Below are 19,737 nucleotides of genomic sequence, written 5' to 3'. Positions count from 1 at the left end.
GACTTGTAAGATGAAACGATTTGTTGATCGGCATATTGGTGCACTGATTGCTTGGATAGTTATTGTCATTATTGCAATTGTAGCCTTGCCGAACACTTCACAGCTAGTGCGGGATAAGGGTCAAACTAAAATTCCGGCTTCTGCACAGAGTCAAGTTGCCAATGTGATTCAGAATCATTGGGGGCGGGGACAAGGAAATACCCGGCAGGTAGTTGTTGTTTTTAATAATGGTAATAAGAAATTAACGGCCAATCAGAAAGATAACATTGACCAAACCATTAAGAATTTCCGTGATAATAAAAAACACTATGGCATTAAGGCAGTAACTGCCGCAAGTGATAATGCCGAAGCAAAAAAACAGTTGATTTCAAAAGATAAATCTACTGAATTAGTTCAGTTTATGGTCTCAAAGAAAGCAACCGTTCGTAATATGAACGCAAAGATCACTAAAGGTGCCAAAACGCCAGGGGTTAAAAGCTACGTTACGGGCAGTGATATTTTAAATGATGACTTTACGCAGGCTACTGAAGAAGGTCTTAAAAAGACCGAAGTGATTGCGGCAATCTTTATTTTCATTGTTTTAGTCATTGTTTTCCGCTCACCAGTTGTTCCGTTGATTTCATTATTAACGGTTTGTGTGTCATTTATTACGTCTTTAAGTATTGTGATGAACTTAGTTTCTCGTTTCAACTTTCCGCTATCTAACTTCACTGAAGTTTTCATGGTGGTTGTACTTTTCGGAATTGGAACGGATTATAACATTCTACTGTTCGATCAGTTTAAGGAAGAACTCAGTCGTGGCGTTTCCAATGAAAAAGCGACGATGGCCGCCCGAAAAGTGGCTGGACGGACAATCTTATTTAGTGGAACTTCCGTTTTAATTGGATTTACAGCGTTAGGCTTAGCTAAATTTTCAATTTATCAGTCAGCAGTGGGTGTTGCGATTGGGGTTGCAGTCTTACTCGCAGTTTTATTGACGTTAAACCCATTCTTTATGTCAGTTCTTGGCAAGCGGATGTTTTGGCCAACTAAAAACTTTGATGGTCATAGTACCAGTAAGCTTTGGCACGGTTTATCCAGCCGTTCCGTTTTACACCCATTTATTGCTTTGGGAATTGTTTTAGTGATTACGTTACCGTTTTTGTTTACTTACAATAATCATTTAGATTACGATAACTTAGATGAATTAAGCGATAGTTTACCAGCAAAAGAAGGTTTCCACGTTGTTCAGGATCATTTTTCAAAGGGAACCGCGGAGCCTTCAACACTGTACATTAAATCAGACAAAAAATTAAATAATGAACAGTCACTTAAATTAATCGATCAAGTAACCAAAAAGTTGCAGAAGGCTAAAGGCGTTAAAACCGTAGCTTCCGTCACGCAACCAGGTGGTTCAGCGATTAATGAATTATACGTTGATAATCAGGTTGGAACAGTTACTAAGGGTATGAAATCCGCCGGTAAGGGTCTAACTAAGATCAACAAAGGCCTTACTTCGGCCAGTGATCAACTCGGCTCTAGCAACATGTCTAGCGGATTATCTAGCGTTCAGCAATTAATTGATGGCACGGGTAAGCTAACCGATGGCAGTCAACAATTAGCTAGCGGCGCGGGTCAACTTGCTACAGGGGCCAATACCTTGAGTGGCGGTATCGGCCAGTATACAACTGGTGTTGCGGCACTAGGCAGTGGCATTTCGCAGCTAAATAGCAGTACAGGTACCCTGGCAGGTGGTGTTAGTCAATTAACTAGTGGTGCTTATACGCTAGACGGTGGCCTAGGCCAGTATACGACTGGCGTTGGAACACTAAGTAATGGCTTGAACCAGTTATCCTCTTCATCGGGTACGGTTAATTCCGGCGTTACGCAATTAGTTAATCAAACACAGCAATTACCACAAGCTGTCGCTGGATTAACTGCGTACAATAATGGTGTTTATTCGGGTATAAAGGATATCAATGACACACTTGGGCAACAACAGGGTCAATTACAGCAATTATCAACGGCTGCCAACAGTCTTGGCACGATTAAGAGTCAAGCGGCCACTGTTCAAACTGAATTAAATCAGTTAAAGCAGTTGGAAGGAACCCTAAATCAGTTACAGCCAATGATTAAATCAATGCAAAGCGCCCAACAACAAATTACGGCGTTGCAACAAAGTGCTAATCAATTAGGTAGTCTACAAACGCAAGTTAGTGGCCAGTTAAATGCAGTTGGTCAAAACGACGGCACGATTGCTAGCTTAGCCGGTTCAATTGATAAAACAAAATTGTCCAGTGATGACCAGGCTAAATTAGGCCAAATTGAATCATCAGCCGGTAAAAACGTGACAACAGTTCAATCTGTTGGTAAAGAAATGTCGACATTAAGTCAACTTAATTCCAGTCTGGATTCGTTATCTAATTTGACCAAATCAATGCCTGACGCGGATACTTTAAATCAATTAAATAACTCACTTTCAGGGTTAACTAAGATGACCACTGATGCGCAAAACTTATTAAATGAAACTAATAAAATTCCTTCGGCAGCAAGCCTACAAGGTTTATCAGGTCAAATGACAGAATTGACTAATGGACTTGGCCAATTAGAAACAGCGGCCCAGAGTTCGCAACAAATTGCTAATCAGCTTAACAATGGTGTTAATGGTTCTGGTGTCAATGTAACTAATGCCAATACCATCGCGGCAACGATTGGTAATTCTACGATGTTAAGTCAAGTTAGTCAGTTATCTTCTGGTTTGCAGCAATACACTGGCGCTGTCAACCAGGCAGCAACAGGTGCTAATCAGTTAACTGCTAATTCGGCTGCTTTGACTAGCGGCGCTAATCAGTTGGCTGGTGGTTTAGGACAATTAAATGGTCAAGTACCACAGTTGACTAATGGTATCAGTCAATTAAATAGCGGTGCCCAGCAGTTAACGGGTAATTCAAGCACACTGCAGTCTGGCGCTAGTCAGTTAGCTAGTGGGGCAAATCAATTAGGTCAAAATGCACCGCAATTAACGGCAGGCTTAATCCAAGTAAATAATGGACAAAAGACGATGTATACGACGTTGCAGGGCTTAGTTGGACAAATGCAAACCTTACATGATGGCTTAGTGACTGCCGGTAATGGTATCCACACCATTAATAAGGGTGTCGGTTCGGCGGATAGTTATTTGACTGGTTTGCAAAAGTCAGAAGCTGCTAAAACGTTCTACATTCCAAAGAGTGCTTTGAAGGGGAAGACGTTTAAGCAATCAATTAACACTTATATGTCTGAGGATAATAAGGCAACTAAGTTTACAATTGTTTTGAACACTAATCCAAGCTCAGCAACTTCAATGGCACGGATCGATCGTTTGCAAACAGAAGTTCAAAATGAATTGAAAGGAACACCGTTAGCAAATGCCAAAGTTGCAATTGGCGGGCAAACTGCCGTAACTTCAGATACGCATAAGATTGCTAGTCAGGACTTTGTTCGGACGGCGGCGATTATGTTAGGCGGTATTCTGATAGCCTTGATGTTCATTACGCGCTCTGTTTTACAACCGTTCTACATCTTGGGCACGTTACTGTTAGCCTATGTTACTTCCTTAGGCATCACACGTTGGGTTAGCAGGGTATTCTTAGGTCAGAGTATGTTGACTTGGAACACACCATTCTTCTCCTTTGTTATGTTAATCGCTTTAGGTGTTGACTACAGTATCTTCTTAATGATGAAGTACCGTGAATTTGGACTTGAGGGTGGTACACCAAGTACGCGAATTGTTTCGGCCTCCGGGATTATTGGAGCAGTTGTCTTATCGGCTGCAATTATCTTGAGTGGTACGTTTGCGGCCTTAATGCCATCTGGTGTCCTAACCTTAATTCAGGTTGCGCTGGCCGTTATCATTGGACTCGTCATCTTGGTGTTCATGATTCCAGTCGTTATTTCAAGTTTAATTCGTTTGACTTACCCAATTTCGGATAAATTGAATGAAAATGAAAAGAAGCGTAAATAGTATAGAAAAGGTACTAGATCATTTTTACATGGTCTAGTACCTTTTTGTATTTTTCAGTAGAATTTAGGTTGATTAATTGAGTGCTAAAAGTTTGTTTTCGTGCTACGCTTAGTTGGAAAATTACCTGAAAGTTTAAACAGTAGTAAGAGACAGGTTAGGTGAATAAAAATGGCTAACGAAATGCAAGAATACCTTAGGACACATTTGTTTGGAACACCGCAGTTAAAGCCAGATGAAAAGCGAGTCTTTCTGGGTAACTTTCGTGAACGAGTAGCGATGGCGGTGACAGTTGGTCAATTGCGCACGCCCAAGGCCGAGTCCGTTATTAAAACAGTACTCACGCGTTATCCGCAGTACCGAATATATCTCAACGGACGAATGGGGAAAACGTTGATTAACCGCTATATGCGGCTAGCAGTCGAATTGGATTATCCGTTCACGATCTTAGCACAAATGGGTGTTCGCGTTCAGCGTGAGGTAACGGATCATGATTTTGGTCTAGTGATTGCTTCTCCTGATGGCAAGATTAAGCGGCCAGTGGTGCTGTAGTCAGCGGAGTGAGTTCTAGAGTAATGCTTAAATAAAAACAGGAGGCTGGGACAAAAGTCCTAACCTCCTGTTTGTTTCCGAGCATTGATCTAGAACGTGCGTCAAAAGTCTGGGCTTACGTTACGCAGTGAACCCAAAACCGACTTTTGTCACACTCCTGTTTTTATTTGAAATTATTGTTGAATCTCTGATTATTTAGTAGTTGGGTGGTCCGTTTTTCCGATAGTTAGCTGATAAGTCATGAGGGCTGCAACTTCACACATTAAAATTAAGGCCGCCATTGGTAAATAAGTATCTCTTCCCATGATACCGACAAAGGGGGATAGTAGGCCGCCAATTAAATTCTGACTAAGCCCTAATACGGCCGAGGCGCTACCGGAATTCTTTTTCTCATGTTGCATTGCTAGTGATGAGGCAACTGTGCTGACAATACCAACCATTGAGACGATCAAGAATAATGGTGCAACGACATAACTTAAGTGGTGGGGCAAAAATAGCGTTATAAATAATAAAATGGCGCCTAATAATGCGACCAAAACGCCACCTTTTAGTACGTGACGTTCATCATAACGAGTTGCTAAACTACCAGCAAGCTGGGACATTACGACGATACCGAGGCCATTTAGCGCGTAAAGTAGGCTAAAGCCTTGTGATGAAAGTCCAAAAATATTTTGGAGCATAAAACTAGAACCGGATATATAAGCAAATAGGCCGCCAGAAACGAGTCCATTAACTAACGTGTAACCCATGAATATTTTATCGTGCAGAAGTTGTTTTAAGACGAGACCAGTTTTAGTTTGTTCGTTAGCAGTTGGTGCGGGTAATGTTTCTTGCAGGCCAAATAATACGAGAAAAAAAAGTCCAATCCCAATGGCCGTTAAGATGTAAAAAATACCCCGCCAATTGGTGAACGTTAAAACAAAACCGCCAATAATCGGGGCAATCACCGGGAAAATACCGTTAACTGCCATAAGCAGTGCGTAAAATTTAGTCAGTTTCTTTCCGGAAAAAAGATCGCTGGCAATTGCCCGGGAGGTGACTAAACCCGCAGAGCCGGCCAAACCTTGAATAAAACGCAGAATGATTAGCCACCAAATATTAGTTGCAAGACTGGCCAAGAGTGAGGCCAACGTGAAAAAAATGAGGCCCATTAAAGTTGGTTTTTTACGGCCAACCTTGTCACTGTAAGGGCCGATAAAAATCTGCCCAATGGCTAAACCGATTAAACAAGTAGTGATTGATAACTGGGTTAATGACGTGGTAGTGTGTAATTGTTGCTGTAATTCGGGTAACGATGGTAAGTACATATCCATGGACAAGGGTCCAAAAGCGCTCAAAGTTCCCAATAAAACGATTAACCAAATTTCCCGACGTTTCGACATTTTATTGCCTCCAAGTTGAAGCAGACTGACCAGCGCTTAAATTTTGAGGCTAAGCACACACTCTAGCTTGGCCAATATTTACTGGCGCAAACGATTATAACCCAGAGCCGCAAAATAAAACAAGCATTCAATCGAAGCAATGAAGAAACTTACTGGCCAGTTAGTAATGTAACCGAGGCAAAGGCCGCCCCAAACGCCGACTAGAGCCATTAGGATAGCGACAACCATCATTCCGCTAACCGTGTGCACAAAGTATTTTGCACTGGCGGCTGGTAAGGTTAATAAAACAAAGATTAGAAGTGAGCCGACGATTTGGGCAGCAACACTGACAGAAAGTGCTAGTAGGACTAGAAAAATAATTGATAAAGCGTTGGTCCAAAGTCCCTTAACCTGAGCGCCAATTGCGTCAAAAGAATCAAACTTTAAATCGCGGTAAACAAAGGCAATAATAATTAAGACTAGGGCTGATAACTCGATTACTTGAATCACGTTTGTGTGATTAATACCAATGATACTGCCGAATAAAATATTGGTGGCATAGCTAGCATTTTTATTGGATAAGGAAAGAAATAAAATACCAAGGCCTAAGAAAAGGCTTGAAATCGCGCTAATTGATGCTTCACGGCGGGCCTGTTTAACACTTAGTTGGCCTACAATGACCGAACTAACCATGGTAAATAAAAGCATACCATTTAGCGGTGGCCAGCTCATGAAGACACCAAATGCTGCACCGGAAAAACCAATTTCGGATAAAGTATGGGTTAAAAAAGACATATTTCGTGCGCTGACGAAGACGCCAATAATGCCACTAATGATCGCGATAAAAGTACTGGCAACAAAGGCATTACGCATAAATTCTAAACTAAACATCACTGACCTCCTTGACATCAGCCTCACTTAATTCGCTAATCGGACCGTACTTAAAACTAGTTGGCCGTAAAAGTAAAAAATTATCCGCGTATTTTTGTGCTAATGGTAAATCATGGGTAACAAAGATAACACTTAGTTGCGTTACTTGGTTGAAATGTTTAACCAGGTCCAACAATTCATATTTCATAACGTTATCTAAACTAGCCGTTGATTCATCCAAGATTAACAGATTAGGTTGTTCAACTAAGGCCTGAGCAAGATAGGCCTTTTGCTTTTCACCGCCAGAAGCCATTCCTAATGGCCGATTCTGGATTTTTTGGAGATTAGTTTGTGCAATAATCTGGTCAACTTGCTGCCGTTCCTTACGGGATAACCACGGCAACTTAATACCACTTAAGTTAAGGCTGATGAAATCGCGAATTGATAAGGGGTATTCCTCATCAATGTTGCGAAACTGCGGAACGTAACCAAACGTGACTGCTTTGCGATTAGGAAAGAACTGCACGTTACCGGCAGCAGGTTTTAGCTGTTGCAAGATTGTTCGAATTAAAGTCGTTTTACCAACACCATTTTCACCAACAACACTTAAAAATTCACCTTTATGAAGACTAAAGTTTAAATTTTCAAAGACACGGTGATTGGGAAAAGTTACTTTTAAGTTATTTACGCGTAGAATTGGATCGGTCATTGTTTAGCCCCTTTTGAATAGTTTCAAGTTGGTTGTACTGCTTTAGCATCCATTCTTTATAAGTCAGTCCCTTAGGCAAAGTTTCAGTGACTTTTAAAACAGGGACGTTATTGTCCTTAGCTAACTTAACAAGGTTATTAATAATTTTGTCATTTGCTTGTGTATTTTCAACAAAAAAAGCGATTTTATGGCCCTTAATATCTGCTTGCATGGCCTTTATATCCGCCGGCGAAGGATCAGTGCCATCCTCTACTGATTTGGCGAAATGAGTATTATTAATTTTGTAGCCCGTTTCGGCTAATGCGTAGTCAAACACTGGCTCGCTAACATCTACTTTTTCACCGTTACTGTGTTGGCGAATTGTCGTAATTTTACGATCAAGGGTTGCCAATGATTTTATGTACTGTTTAGCGTTTTTATGGTAAGCCGCTTTATGCTTTGGATCTCGTTTTGCGTATAAATCGGCTAAACGATTGGCCAATTTGGGTACCGTTTTTTTATTATACCAGAGATGTTCATTATCGCCGTCCTGTTTTTTCATGATATCCTCGCCAACACGGAGATCGGTTACTCCTTTTTGGTTGTTGGCCTCAACAAGTTTTTGCATCCAACTGTCATAGCCAAGTCCATTTGATAGAATGATTTGGCCCTTAGCAACGTCTTTAGCTGTTTGTGTTGTCGGTTCAAAGTCATGAGGATCAATCGCTGGATTTGTAATAATTGATTGTACGTGACCATGATTACCGAGGACTGCCTTTGCAATTTCGCCATAAAAATCAAGTGAACTAATCACAGTGATCCCCTTTTGTTTAACTGGCTGAGTTGCCTGACAGCCGGTTAAGAAAAGTGCGATTATTAAAAATAATAAGCCTAAATTTCGTTTCTTCATTTGAATAAGAGCCTCCGAAAAATCAAGTGTTAGTATTAGGAAGTGTTAAAAAACTTGAAGTCTAAACATTACTGACCACACTGAGGTAAACCTAGTAACTTACTTTTTTAAATATTCGCTGGATTAGTCAGAAAATACTTATAAAACTAATTTTCAAACACAATTTAGTAACGTTGTAGCTTCACTCAAAATTATTTCAAGTGTACACTAAGATTGTTATACTAAAGTTAGCTGTCGTCAGTGTATTCTAAAAAGTAACTATTACTATTTAGACCACTTCACCAGTTTACCGGTGTATTTTATTTTGTCAAGAAAATTTCTGAAAATTGGTTACTTGATACGATATTTTTGAATTAAAGGGTGCTAATACAGGTGTGCCTCAAGGATGCTCAGCTACCAAACTGTCCGTGACTCTATAGTAAGAAATTCTCTTAAAGTTATTTTTAAGGTAAGGATATTACGAAGTTATCAAGTTTTGGATTCTAGTCCAATTAACAATTTCTGCCATGTTAAAGTTAAGTTAATTATAAAAATTTTAAAACGTTTAGTGGGATGTGAACTAAATTGACTGTCAGTAAACAAATTCAAACGCAGATTCAAAAATACGCGAAGGTGTGCACCAAATTGCCATTAACCGCTGATGAACCCACCTATTTTGAACGAATGGGTGAGCGGGCTAATGTTGAAATTAACCGACACCATCACCAAATAGGCGGTTTACGGATTGCTCCCCAGGCACATTTGGAAGAGGCGGAGGAGCTGGCCGGGTACATGACCGATTACGTTCAAGATTGTGTGGAAAAGAAACAGATGACCGAACAGGCCGCCCTAGAGCAAGCAAAAAAAGTTTTCACTCGTCACAGTCCGGATAATCCATTAGTTGTTGACGAACGATATAATCAGTGGCAGGCTTATTACCGCGAAATTGATAATCAGACCAAGCAAGCAATCTGGTTGCTTTATTTAAGCCGAATGTTGTTTGGTCTTGTGATTGGTGGAATCTTAGGAATCTTTGGTGAAATTTGGTATGAGGATCAAGTAGTGGGGATGATTTTTTGGATTATGCTACTGCTTGGATTGATACTGGGCTTTGCAATGGGATTGGCAACGAATGCTTGGGTGGCATTGCGTAGTAATTCGACTAATAAAAAACGTTGAGGTAGTTGTGCTTAAAGGAGATCTGGTGGGTGAAAATGCGTAAGATTAGTAAGGCTATTGTCAGCGTTTTGGCGGTTATTTTTGTTGGTGTGTTAAGCTGGAACGTTTATTTCAACCAACGTGCACAGGTCTTAAAAGATGTCTCGGTTAAACAAGAACAAACTGCCACTATTTTTGTACCAGGTTTACACGGGCGTTATTCTTTTACGGGGATGATTCACCGCTTAAATCATTACGATATTGCACAGCATGCACTAACGGTAAATGTTAGCAAAAAGGGGCAGATCAAGGTTCATAAGTTGGCACCACTAAAGAATAATCCAACGATTAAAATTCTCTTTAGCGCTGACGCCGAGCCCAAAAAGGAGTCCAAACAGTTAGTGGCTGTTATGCGAACGCTAAAACGTGATTACCATATTCAGAACATTAACTTAGTTGGTCATTCTAGTGGTGGTAATATTATTTTTGATTATCTAACCGCTACCAATGGGCGGCCAGACTTACCAACACCGGAAAAATTTGTTAGTATCGCGACAACCTATCCTAATCGAAAACAACAGGCTAAACAGTTACCTGCTAATTTAAAGATTTTGAATATTGCTGGTGAAATTGATCATTACCACTCAGATGGTGCCATTTCGGTGGCCGATGATTTAGCAATGGGCAAATTAGTTGAGCCGTATGTGGCGAGCTATCAAGCACGAACTATTCACGGTAATATTTTACATACTTTTCATAGTATGTTGCACGAAAATCCCGATGTTGATAAGTTAATTGCAAACTATTTGTACCAATAAAAAGCGCAATTTAAAAGGCTAGGATAAAAGTCCTAGCCTTTTAGATTGCGCTTTTTTAGTTGTTTTAAGCGATACTATTTTCCGTGGTGGCTGCCTGTTTAGCTGGTGCCTGTTTATACTTGCGCATCATTTCGGCCAAATGTACTTCGTGGGTGATAAATTCGTGTGTTCGGCAGATATAATCATGCTCACGGCCTATTTTGGCAATATAGCCATTGATGTAATCAACTTCTGTTGGCCGTCCTTTAGAAAAGTCCTGGTACATAGACGGGTAATGCAGTGGGTTACTAACCCGACTAACGTAATCTACGGATTCAATTTCTTGTTGGCGGGTTTCAATCATTTGAATTCCAGCGCGCTCACAAGCATCATAAGATTCGTTCATCAACTGGGTGGACATTTCTTTAGCACCGGGATATTCGATGAATTGTCCCATTGTAAGTTCAAACATCGTGCAAAGTGTGTTGACGACAGCGTTGAAAACCACTTTCGACATTAATGTTCCCATAAAGTTTGTTGTAATGATTGGATTTAGATTGGCCGCTTTAAAATCCTTTTCGACGGCCTTAATGTTATTGTTGATTTCTTCAGTGTAGTTAGCCATATGCATTTCACCGGCGCCGGACTCACCCATGAAATCAACATCAGCCGGCCCGTTAAGGACAGTCGCAATCATGGCGGTACCACCAATGATTTGGTCATCATTAAAGTAGTTACGCAATTTATCGATATGGCCCATGCCGTTCATCGCGGAAAAGACCATTTGCTGGTCATTAAATAACGGCGCGCAACGTTTTAACATGTCAGCAAGCTGCATTTGTTTCATGAAAACAATCCAAACATCAGGCTTGCCTTGATATTCTTCAGGGTAATAAATGTTAATTGGGACAATGTGTCGATTTTGATGATTCCGGGAAACTGTTACGCCGCCTTGCTGGCGAACTTTTTCAACATTCGGTTGCCAAGTATCGATAAAATCAACATCAACCCCAGCGTTTTCTTGTAATAAAACACCATAACGATACCCCATAGCGCCTGCACCAATAATTGTATATTTCATAAAAAATCATCCTTTCAGTTTTAATTAAAAATAAATGTGATATTAATGATAAAAATAAAAAACGCCCTGCAGAGCAAATACTCTGTAGGACGTTTTCACGTGTTACCACCTAAATTTCGCTACTGTTTCACAACAATAGCCTCAGTTCGTTTATTGATTCCGGACGCAGCAGATGCTACACCAATAAACGTAGCCGTTAAGGCGGACCACACCTACTTCTTAAAGCCAAGAAGTAACACCAATCTATCCTTTTTGCAAGTGGCCTAATACCTTCTCAGCGGTGGTATTTTCTGTTGATAAACACGCTTGCTAATTCCGATTAAATTGTTATGTGCTTTTATCATTTATATTTAATGTTTCTCACTTTACACGTAAATTTAGACAACGTCAATACCTTTTCTGAAATAATTTAATCAAGTTCTAGCTGGTGAAGTGTAGCGTTAGTAGTTAAATTATAGCACCATAAAAAATAATGCTTATGCTGCTGGGCCACTGAATGACACGTGAACAGACTTAGTTAGGTTCCATTCCGGCGCTGGCGGAACGTGCACAAAATGAAATCTAATCTGTAGTGTATGGCGTTTTAGTTGCTCAATTGATAACGAAAGACAAGTTAGTATTTGTTTAAAATAGACGATTAAATGTGACGTAAAATTAAATTAAGCGCGTTATTTGGCGCGCTTGAAATGAAACTGTCGCATTTTACAGCAACATTTTCGGAAAACACCAAAAGTTTAACCACTTTATCTTCACATTTCCCGTTTAGGCTTAAAAGTAGAAGTCAAACGGTGAAGGAGATGGATTATGCGGCGAAGGATTGATTGGATTGATATCGCAAAGGCATTAGGAATCATCGCAGTAGTCATCGGTCACGCTGCGCCAGTTCACGGTACTTTCTTTAAGGTTTTGTACTGGTGGCACATGCCGTTATTTTTCGTTATGGCTGGCTTCTTTTTAAAACCAGTTGCTAAAAAAGATTATTTAAACTTCTTGAAAGAGAAGTTATTGCCCTTATACCTGCAATACCTATTCGTGGGTTTTGTATTAACACTTATTAATGCTGTAATGGAACAAATGTCAGTCAATAATTTCTTACAAGCAATTGGTGATCTATTTTATGGTGGTACGTTACTGAATGGGACGCTGAGTGCTTTTTGGTACATGACAGTTTACTTACTAGCAGTTGCAGCCGCGGTGGCGATTATTTCGTTTATTAAAACTGGTTGGCAGCAATGGTTGCTTGTAATAATCATTTTTGTAATTGGTGTAACCTATAAAAATGCGCAGGCAGTTTTTGGCTTTCCTTTACCAGGTGATGCCGACGTTGCGTTATGCGCCTTGCTTTACACTTACGTTGGTTATCGTGGTTTTCGACTGCTTAAGCGAAGGATTAGCAATCGGCCCTTGTTAATTGGGGTTGCAACTCTTGCCAGCGGGCTTATCATTGCCCAGCAACAAGGAATTTTTGATTTTAAATTCTATTTAAAGTCACACACAATTACTGAAAAATGGTTAACGATTGCTGTGCCGTTAGTCTTTTGTTTATTGATCTTCATGTTTGCTTACTGGCTGCAATATACACCAGCATTGCATCTGTTTCTTTTAATTGGCCGCCATACGCTAACTATTATGTACGCCCACAAATTGGTTTTCGCAATTTTAGAACAAATTCATATTAATGGGTGGTTGATCCTAAGTTTTGCTGGTATCATAATACCAATTGCTTTGATGTTTGTTGGTCGAAGAGTTAAGGCACTTGGACGACGGTTATTTTTGGTGCCACATTCTATTTAAGGAATTGATGGAGGATAATGAAACAAAAATGGCTTTGGGGTATTTCGTTAATTGGGAGTTTATTGGTTATTTTAGGGGTTTTCGGCTACGTACAGCAGCGCCAACAAACACGTTCTATTTATAATTACACAACGACACCAACCGTTTTTGTTCACGGTTGGCGTGGTAGTGCCTATTCCAGTAACCAAATGATTGCCGCGATTGAAAGCGCCCACGTCGGTCGTAAGCGTCTGACCGTTACGGTAAGTCCTAGTGGGCAGTTTAGCTACAGTGGCTATTGGTCAAATCGGCGGAAAAATCCTCTGATTCAGGTTATTTTTACGGGGAATCGTGCTGGGGAAGTACAATACGAAAAATGGTTGACCATTTTAATGCAGCAACTAAAAAAACGTTACGGGATTAAGACGGTTAATATTGTTGGGCATTCGATGGGCGCTTACGCCGCAACTTATTACGCCATGAATCATGGTAATCAGGCGGATGTGCCGCGGTTAAAAAAGTTGGTGACGATTGCTGGACCCTTCGATGGGATTGTTGGGCATACTGAAAAATTTCACCCACGTGATGGCACGACTTGGACTGATCGCCCAAACGTTAATCATTTTCTAGAAGGTGGCCAGCCATTAATTATCCACCCGGAGTACCTACGTTTAGAGCGCTTGGCTAATCATTTTCCTAAACAAACCAAAGTACTTAATATCTATGGCGATCTAAAAGATGGTAGTCACTCGGACAAAGTAGTGACCGTGGTCTCTGCAACGTCGCTAGCACACCTCATTAAAGCACGTGCGGCCAGCTACCAAACAAAACGAGTTACGGGGCCACAGGCGGAACACAGTCGATTACACGAAGATAATCCGGTAGTTGATCAAGCACTATTAAAATTTTTGTGGGGTAAATCCAATTGATAAAATAATTAACTAGTTCAACGGTGATTAGGTCGCATTAATTAATGTGCGGCAAAAAGGCGTCTGGAATCTGAGTATTACTTTCAGATTTCAGCCGCCTTTATTTATTACTTTTCGAGTGCAGTGACATTATCTAGCTTCGTTTTAACGACTAAAACGTCAGTCAGTGCATTGCGATTAACGTATTCAGTTACTGAGCCCACCAGCATTCGTTCGACTGCATTGAGGCCTGTAGCACCAATCATAATGAGATCATTATGGTGTTCTTCCGGAAAATCCTTTGAAATAACATTTTTAGGATTACCAAAACGAACGTGAATATCAATGTCATCAAAGTGCTGGTCGGTGCTAATCTTGTCAGTTAATTTCTTTAAATAATTTTGTGCGTCCTCTGACATTCTGTAAATAACATCACCGTCAACAAGCCCAGCGTAGTTATAGCTGTACTGTTTAGTATCAAGCACATTTAAAAGATCCAAGTGTGCGTTATTTCGTTGAGCAACGGCGACTGCCTTGTCGAGGGCCAACTCGGCCTCAGTTGAACCATCGACTGGAACCAAGATATTTTGATATTCTTGTAGCATCATGAAAACCTCACTTTCTGGATCGAATTCATCTAACTTACGATCTAATTATAACTTATTTCTTTAAAATAATTCAATTTAATGATTAGTAGTCCGCGATTATCTATGAAGATGTGTAATTTGTAGCACGTTTAAAACTAATTTTGTTACAGAATGCGTACAATGAATAGTTTTTAGGTCGCCATTTTAGTGACTAGTAAATTCGTTTGCCAAGAATATCCAAATCGCGCTCAATCTTATCCATCTCAGCAACGCGCGGTAAGTGCCCCCAAGTAACGAAACCGTTTTTCTTAAAAAGGCTCAAACTTGGTTTGTTGTGCCCAAAAATGAAAGTAACAATCGTGTTAATCTTTAATGCGGGACATTGGCCTTCCACAAATTCTAGGGATTTTTGGCCTAAGTGCTGGCCGCGAAACCCATCGGCAATGTAAAGGCTTAGTTCAACTGTGTGTCGGTAAGCCGGACGACCATAAAAATCCTCAAGTGCAATCCAGCCAGCAGGTTGAGAATTACTTTCTATTAGCCAAATTGGTCGCCGCTCATTGTAGCTATCAAACCAAGTTTGCCGTTCTTCCACGGTAACGGGTTCAACATCTGCGGTGGCCTGGCGTCCAGGAATTGTTTGATTGTAAGTTTGTACAATAAAAGGGAGATCTTTTTGTTGGGCAATTCGAAAATTAATTTGCATTATATTGTGTCATTCCTTTTTGTTTTGTATCACTATTATGATCATTAAGTTTAGTGGTGACAAGCTTGAGTATTGGGATTATTTTGTGGTATACCAGACATTGGGTAAATTTATTGACCAAACGATGAGTGAGCCAAATTTATGTTGGGAGGTGGCTTAATGCTTTTAGCATACGGTTATTTGGCCGTTGCCATTTTGGCTGAGATTGTGAGTAGCTCACTTTTGAAAATGACGGATGGTTTTAAACGGTTAGGGCCAACTCTAATAGTTATTGTTGGTTACGGGATAACCTTTTTCTTGTTATCAGTTGCGCTAGAGCAATTGCAATTGGGTGTGGCTTACGCGTTATGGGCCGGCATTGGCACACTGTTTACTTCAGTATTAGGCGTTGTTCTTTACAAAGAAGCAGTAACACGCAATAAAATTATCGGTGTTCTTTTAATTATTGCTGGTGCCATACTTCTTAATTTATAAAAAGGGGTGATTTAAGTGCGCTCTTATTTGGCTTTAGTTGTTTCTATTTTTGGCGAAATCTTTGGAACGGCCATGATGAAATATGCACAGGGATTTACAGTATTGGTGCCTTCTGTCCTTGGCATCGTAGCTTATTTTATTTCACTTTATAGTTTATCGCTAGCCTTGGAAAAAATTGCCTTAAGCACTGGTTATGCAATTTGGTCCGGCGGCGGGACGGCCTTAACTGCCATTATTGGCGTTGTGTTTCTTCATGAATCAGTGACCTTAATTAAGTTGGCTGGCTTTTTGTTAGTGATTGCAGGTGTTGTCGTTTTAAACTTACGACCGCTAGTTAAAAAGCCAGTTAAAAGTAGTTAATGTACGTTTGAAAAAAGTGGTTAAATGCTACTTTACAATTAAAAATTCTTACTGATCACACGTTATTCTGATTAGTTTTAGATTAGAGGTAGTAGTCAGAATAAGCGCTTTATGTTACTATTAGTTAATTTCGCGTTATACTGAATTTGTTAATGCAGATAGGGGGTCAACTTAAAATGGATACGATTGCACTTGTACTATTGATTCTTATAGCAGCCGGAGTAGTTTACGTTTCGGCGGGTATTTTATTTGAATGGTTTATTTCTGCTATTATTTTTTTAGGTGGGATCATAATCACATTTATTGGTAATTTTCTGACTCTTCTACTGCAGATAGCGATTCGAATTAAACGCTTATTTTTGAAAACCAAACATTTATTAGAGCGTGTAGGCGTTTCTTAATTTAATACCAAAAAAGTGACCGGGTACGGTTCGAAAAAGTGTTCTAATTCTATTTTATAAGGGTGCTTATAGGTTACCAAAGGTTTACCAGAAAAATAAGTTTATGCCGTTCTTCAATAAAGTAAGCTTAAGTAAGGCTAGAGAATGGTTGAAAGATTGCTTTTTCAAGCACATTTAGGCCAAAGTAATCAGAAAATATTAGTAAAAGTTAATTTACGGATAACTTTCTAGTTGATTAATATTTTGCAGTTGTATGAAGGTATTTGCAACAATAATTTTTGGCCCGTGCTTTTAAAACTAAAGGTGAAAATTATGTTTTGAAAGCGTATGATAAGGGTGATTTCATTCTAAATAAATGAAGATAGCTTTTAAATCAATTAACGAGGAGCCTAGCATCATGAAAATCTTACTGGCAAATGACCAGTTAGACACGCAAGCAGAACCTTTATTAAAAGAGAAAAAGCAGGTGATTACTCACTTACACTTGGCAGGGCAAACAGTTATCCCAATGCAAAAATCGGCTATGACTGTGACGGTTGTTCCTGTTCACGGGCGGGTGGTCTTTGCGACGGCCAACGATAAAACTGAAATTTACCCTGGAAAAGTTGTTGTCATGTTACCTAATGAGGCCCACCGCTTAGAGGCTTTAGAAGATAGTGATGTAATCATGATTCATTATAAATTGGCAGAATAGAGGCCGGGATAAAAATCCTGGTCTCTTATTATTTTTGATCATTACTCTAGAACATGGGCCAAAAGTCTGGGTTCACGTGCCTAACTACAGCTAATTTATAGTACAGTTATTAAATTAGCTTACGTTACGCAGTAAACTTAAAACCGACTTTGGCCCTACTCCCATTAGAGCAGTTTGGTTCAAGTCGGCTTAGATTTTTTAGTATCCGTAAAATTAAAATGAGGGGCCACGGACAATCAACTTGTCGGTAACCCCTCATTTTTTATTTTCACTAGAAATGAACACTTATTTAGTAGCCGCCCATTTTTCAATGGCGTGAGCAGCAAGACCAAAACTTAAAACAGCATCTTTAGCCAAAGTTTTTTGAACTAACTTATGATCTAACTGATCAGTTGCACCAACAACTTCAAAGCCGTAAGTTAAAATGTGCAAGTCGGTTTGAACATCGTAGTCAGTTGCAACCACATTTTCGTGTGCGTACGTATAGTTCAATTCACCGTCTGTTACTGCGCCATCTGTATGGGTTACGATAACGCGATCACTTAAGTCACCTAATGGTTGTTGCCCATTTTGTAAGGTTAATAAGTGGTCGGATTCACTGTCGTAATAACTATCTTCGCTCATTGCAAAATAATCTTGAATGGGTTTTTGTAAAATAGCAAGACTATCAATTGCTTGATAAATTTGTGCGGCGTTAAATGACTCATCACCGGCCTTGATTGCGTCACTGTTTTCTTCTAAATAATCTGCTAGTTGGCTGATCGTTAATTCTGCCACCTTTGCCACCTCATTTTTATGTTTATTTTTAGCCTTTTAAGTTCGGCTTTTCTAATAGTTTACCTGATTTTGGATTAATTGTTAAATTAATGCGAAAAATAACGGCCTACTTTACGAATTGGCGGCCGAATATTACAGCAGTAGACTAGCGCGTACCAAAATAAAGTGCCCAGATTTTACAGCTGCAGGCACACTTAATGTAGTTATTTAGATTTTACAAGTTAATTAATTTTTACGACGTTGATCAATGCTGCCACAAGTCGTGAGCAATAAGATTGGTCACGGTACCTTTTGAGTGCAACTGACTGTGGGTTAGATCGGCTAACTTTTGTTCTTGATAGTGTTCAACCTGGCCTTGCACGAGATAGCGCATTGCTTGAGCTTGAGTATTGGCACCGGCACCATCTGTTAATTTACCGTCTAAAGTACTGTAAACGTTGAAAATCCGAATTGCTCGATTACGTTTCAACACGGATTTGCGAGCCACTAAACGGCGGTAGTTTTTGGATTGGCGCGTTGGCCGATTATTGGTTGCGAAAGGAGTCCCTTCGTGCATGGCGCCATCAATTGGTGCACCAAGTAAAACTAAGGTGTGCAATTTTGGTGTACTTGCGTTGGAATCCAATAAAAGCTGGTTGACAAGTGCGTTGCCACCCCAAGAATGGCCAACAGCATTATAGCTAGTGACACCATAGCGTTTGTGTAACGTCACAAGGATTTGCTGCAGCCAATGTGCTTCTTGACGGTAGAAGCTGGAATTGCGCTTAAAAACGATCTGAATAATTGGGTTAGCCATTTTTTTATTTAAATGACCGTAATAATTAATTGGGCCGGTTGTACTAACAGTTACAGTCATGACTTTACCACCAGCATGCTTGGCGGCCAATTGGTTGATCATTGGATTAAAGGTGAAGCCACCACCTAACCAGCCGTGAACGAAAAGCGTGGGGGTTGCGGATGCTTGGAAGTCCTTATTAATCGTGGTTGGTGTTTGCGGTTGGTTGGTCGCTGTATGATCAACGTAAAGTGAGTAGCCCGTCAAGGTTAATAAGCAAACAATAAACAGCCCGGCAAAAATTTTTTTGAACATAATCGGCCTTCTTTGGTGAAACGAATATAAGCATCTTAAAATGTAACACGGCAAGTAATTCAAATACGGGACAGCAATGGCTTGTTCCATTGGCTATCCCGTATTTGATTAAATTTAATGCTGTAAAGTTGTCGCCTTATTAGTGAAGTTAGTCAAGTGCTCGGTAATTTGGTTAGCAGCAGTCATGAGTTGTTTATATTCATCGTAACTAAAGCCTAATTTTTCTTGGCAGCTATTAACACGGTCAAAAATAACATTACGTTGTTGTTGCGCCTTAGCAGTTAACGTGATAATAACCCGCCGTTCATCAACTTTATCACGTTTGCGGTTGACCCAACCATCCTTTTCTAAACGTTTTAGAAGTGGCGTTAGTGTACCACTATCAAGATGAAGGTAGTGGCCAAGATCGTTAACCGTTAACGTTTTATGCTCCCAAAGTGTTAGTAGCACAATGTACTGGGGGTAAGTTAACTGAAATGGAGCCAACGCGAACGTGTAATATTTATTGAATTGTTTTTGGGCTCGGTAAACAGCAAAGCACAGTTGTTCATCAAGCAAGATTGGTTCAGTCATTAGCCGAAGCTCCTTTTTA

At 40.0% G+C, this 19,737-nt stretch carries 20 protein-coding genes; 10 read left to right on the top strand and 10 right to left on the bottom strand.

What is annotated here, in order from left to right:
- Window positions 1–10 precede the first annotated feature (10 nt).
- A complete protein-coding gene (locus EKM98_RS00405; protein ID WP_125979662.1) occupies window positions 11–3,982 on the top strand; it encodes an MMPL family transporter in 3,972 nt (1,323 codons plus the stop codon).
- 168 nt (window positions 3,983–4,150) lie between these two features.
- Window positions 4,151–4,531, top strand: a complete 381-nt coding sequence (locus tag EKM98_RS00400; protein WP_125979660.1) for a YueI family protein — start codon at window positions 4,151–4,153, stop codon at window positions 4,529–4,531.
- Between the two features lie 191 nt (window positions 4,532–4,722).
- Here the strand turns inward: EKM98_RS00400 and EKM98_RS00395 are convergent, their stop codons facing one another.
- The 4 genes from EKM98_RS00395 to EKM98_RS00380 form a co-directional block, all read right to left on the bottom strand.
- A complete protein-coding gene (locus EKM98_RS00395) occupies window positions 4,723–5,913 on the bottom strand; it encodes a multidrug effflux MFS transporter (protein WP_125979658.1) in 1,191 nt (396 codons plus the stop codon).
- 78 nt (window positions 5,914–5,991) lie between these two features.
- A complete protein-coding gene (locus EKM98_RS00390; protein ID WP_100070559.1) occupies window positions 5,992–6,783 on the bottom strand; it encodes a metal ABC transporter permease in 792 nt (263 codons plus the stop codon).
- Window positions 6,776–7,471 carry a metal ABC transporter ATP-binding protein gene (locus tag EKM98_RS00385; protein ID WP_125979656.1) on the bottom strand — a complete coding sequence of 232 codons (696 nt, stop codon included), beginning with the start codon at window positions 7,469–7,471 and terminating at the stop codon, window positions 6,776–6,778. The genes EKM98_RS00390 and EKM98_RS00385 overlap by 8 nt, the downstream gene beginning before the upstream one ends.
- Entirely contained in the window at window positions 7,443–8,360 is a 918-nt protein-coding gene (locus EKM98_RS00380) for a metal ABC transporter solute-binding protein (protein WP_125979654.1), read from the bottom strand. Before EKM98_RS00380 ends, EKM98_RS00385 begins: the two co-directional genes overlap by 29 nt.
- A 564-nt stretch (window positions 8,361–8,924) precedes the next feature.
- Here EKM98_RS00380 and EKM98_RS00375 point away from each other — a divergent pair.
- Both EKM98_RS00375 and EKM98_RS00370 read left to right on the top strand, forming a co-directional pair.
- Window positions 8,925–9,518, top strand: a complete 594-nt coding sequence (locus EKM98_RS00375) for a hypothetical protein (RefSeq protein ID WP_125979652.1) — start codon at window positions 8,925–8,927, stop codon at window positions 9,516–9,518.
- A gap of 35 nt (window positions 9,519–9,553) precedes the next feature.
- The gene (locus tag EKM98_RS00370; RefSeq protein ID WP_225418497.1) at window positions 9,554–10,315 is read left to right on the top strand and encodes an alpha/beta hydrolase; all 762 of its coding nucleotides are present in this window, start codon (window positions 9,554–9,556) and stop codon (window positions 10,313–10,315) included.
- 64 nt (window positions 10,316–10,379) lie between these two features.
- Here the strand turns inward: EKM98_RS00370 and EKM98_RS00365 are convergent, their stop codons facing one another.
- Window positions 10,380–11,375: a ketopantoate reductase family protein gene (locus EKM98_RS00365; RefSeq protein ID WP_125979648.1), complete on the bottom strand. Its 996-nt coding sequence runs from the start codon at window positions 11,373–11,375 to the stop codon at window positions 10,380–10,382.
- An 804-nt stretch (window positions 11,376–12,179) separates the two neighbouring features.
- Here EKM98_RS00365 and EKM98_RS00360 point away from each other — a divergent pair.
- Together EKM98_RS00360 and EKM98_RS00355 are read left to right on the top strand one after the other, a co-directional pair.
- On the top strand, window positions 12,180–13,169 hold the full coding sequence (locus tag EKM98_RS00360; RefSeq protein WP_068226052.1) for an acyltransferase family protein: 990 nt from the start codon (window positions 12,180–12,182) through the stop codon (window positions 13,167–13,169).
- A 17-nt stretch (window positions 13,170–13,186) separates the two neighbouring features.
- A complete protein-coding gene (locus EKM98_RS00355; protein WP_068226053.1) occupies window positions 13,187–14,077 on the top strand; it encodes an alpha/beta fold hydrolase in 891 nt (296 codons plus the stop codon).
- A 107-nt stretch (window positions 14,078–14,184) separates the two neighbouring features.
- Here the strand turns inward: EKM98_RS00355 and EKM98_RS00350 are convergent, their stop codons facing one another.
- Both EKM98_RS00350 and EKM98_RS00345 read right to left on the bottom strand, forming a co-directional pair.
- Window positions 14,185–14,661: a universal stress protein gene (locus EKM98_RS00350; protein ID WP_068279605.1), complete on the bottom strand. Its 477-nt coding sequence runs from the start codon at window positions 14,659–14,661 to the stop codon at window positions 14,185–14,187.
- 193 nt (window positions 14,662–14,854) lie between these two features.
- A complete protein-coding gene (locus tag EKM98_RS00345; RefSeq protein WP_068279608.1) occupies window positions 14,855–15,349 on the bottom strand; it encodes a GNAT family N-acetyltransferase in 495 nt (164 codons plus the stop codon).
- Window positions 15,350–15,508: 159 nt separating this feature from the next.
- Here EKM98_RS00345 and EKM98_RS00340 point away from each other — a divergent pair, with 159 nt between their 5' ends.
- From EKM98_RS00340 to EKM98_RS00325, 4 genes are all read left to right on the top strand, one after another.
- Complete coding sequence (locus tag EKM98_RS00340; protein ID WP_068226057.1) at window positions 15,509–15,823, top strand: DMT family transporter; 315 nt, start codon at window positions 15,509–15,511, stop codon at window positions 15,821–15,823.
- Between the two features lie 15 nt (window positions 15,824–15,838).
- The gene (locus EKM98_RS00335) at window positions 15,839–16,183 is read left to right on the top strand and encodes a DMT family transporter (RefSeq protein WP_068226058.1); all 345 of its coding nucleotides are present in this window, start codon (window positions 15,839–15,841) and stop codon (window positions 16,181–16,183) included.
- Window positions 16,184–16,359: 176 nt separating this feature from the next.
- Window positions 16,360–16,584, top strand: a complete 225-nt coding sequence (locus EKM98_RS00330; protein ID WP_068226059.1) for a hypothetical protein — start codon at window positions 16,360–16,362, stop codon at window positions 16,582–16,584.
- A gap of 397 nt (window positions 16,585–16,981) precedes the next feature.
- Complete coding sequence (locus EKM98_RS00325) at window positions 16,982–17,278, top strand: cupin domain-containing protein (protein ID WP_068226060.1); 297 nt, start codon at window positions 16,982–16,984, stop codon at window positions 17,276–17,278.
- Window positions 17,279–17,563: 285 nt separating this feature from the next.
- Here EKM98_RS00325 and EKM98_RS00320 read toward each other — a convergent pair whose 3' ends face one another.
- The 3 genes from EKM98_RS00320 to EKM98_RS00310 all read right to left on the bottom strand — a co-directional run bounded on the left by EKM98_RS00320 (window position 17,564) and on the right by EKM98_RS00310 (window position 19,718).
- On the bottom strand, window positions 17,564–18,055 hold the full coding sequence (locus tag EKM98_RS00320) for a hypothetical protein (protein WP_068226061.1): 492 nt from the start codon (window positions 18,053–18,055) through the stop codon (window positions 17,564–17,566).
- 244 nt (window positions 18,056–18,299) lie between these two features.
- Window positions 18,300–19,145, bottom strand: coding sequence for an alpha/beta hydrolase (locus tag EKM98_RS00315; RefSeq protein WP_068226062.1), 846 nt, complete (start codon window positions 19,143–19,145; stop codon window positions 18,300–18,302).
- Between the two features lie 114 nt (window positions 19,146–19,259).
- Window positions 19,260–19,718, bottom strand: a complete 459-nt coding sequence (locus tag EKM98_RS00310) for a MarR family winged helix-turn-helix transcriptional regulator (RefSeq protein WP_068226063.1) — start codon at window positions 19,716–19,718, stop codon at window positions 19,260–19,262.
- Between the last annotated feature and the right edge of the window lie 19 nt (window positions 19,719–19,737).

Source organism: Loigolactobacillus iwatensis, assembly GCF_003950295.1.
In the GTDB taxonomy this organism is placed as follows: Bacteria; Bacillota; Bacilli; order Lactobacillales; family Lactobacillaceae; genus Loigolactobacillus; species Loigolactobacillus iwatensis.
Note: the sequence above shows the minus strand (reverse complement) of the source record. Positions and strands in the feature narration are given on the sequence as shown.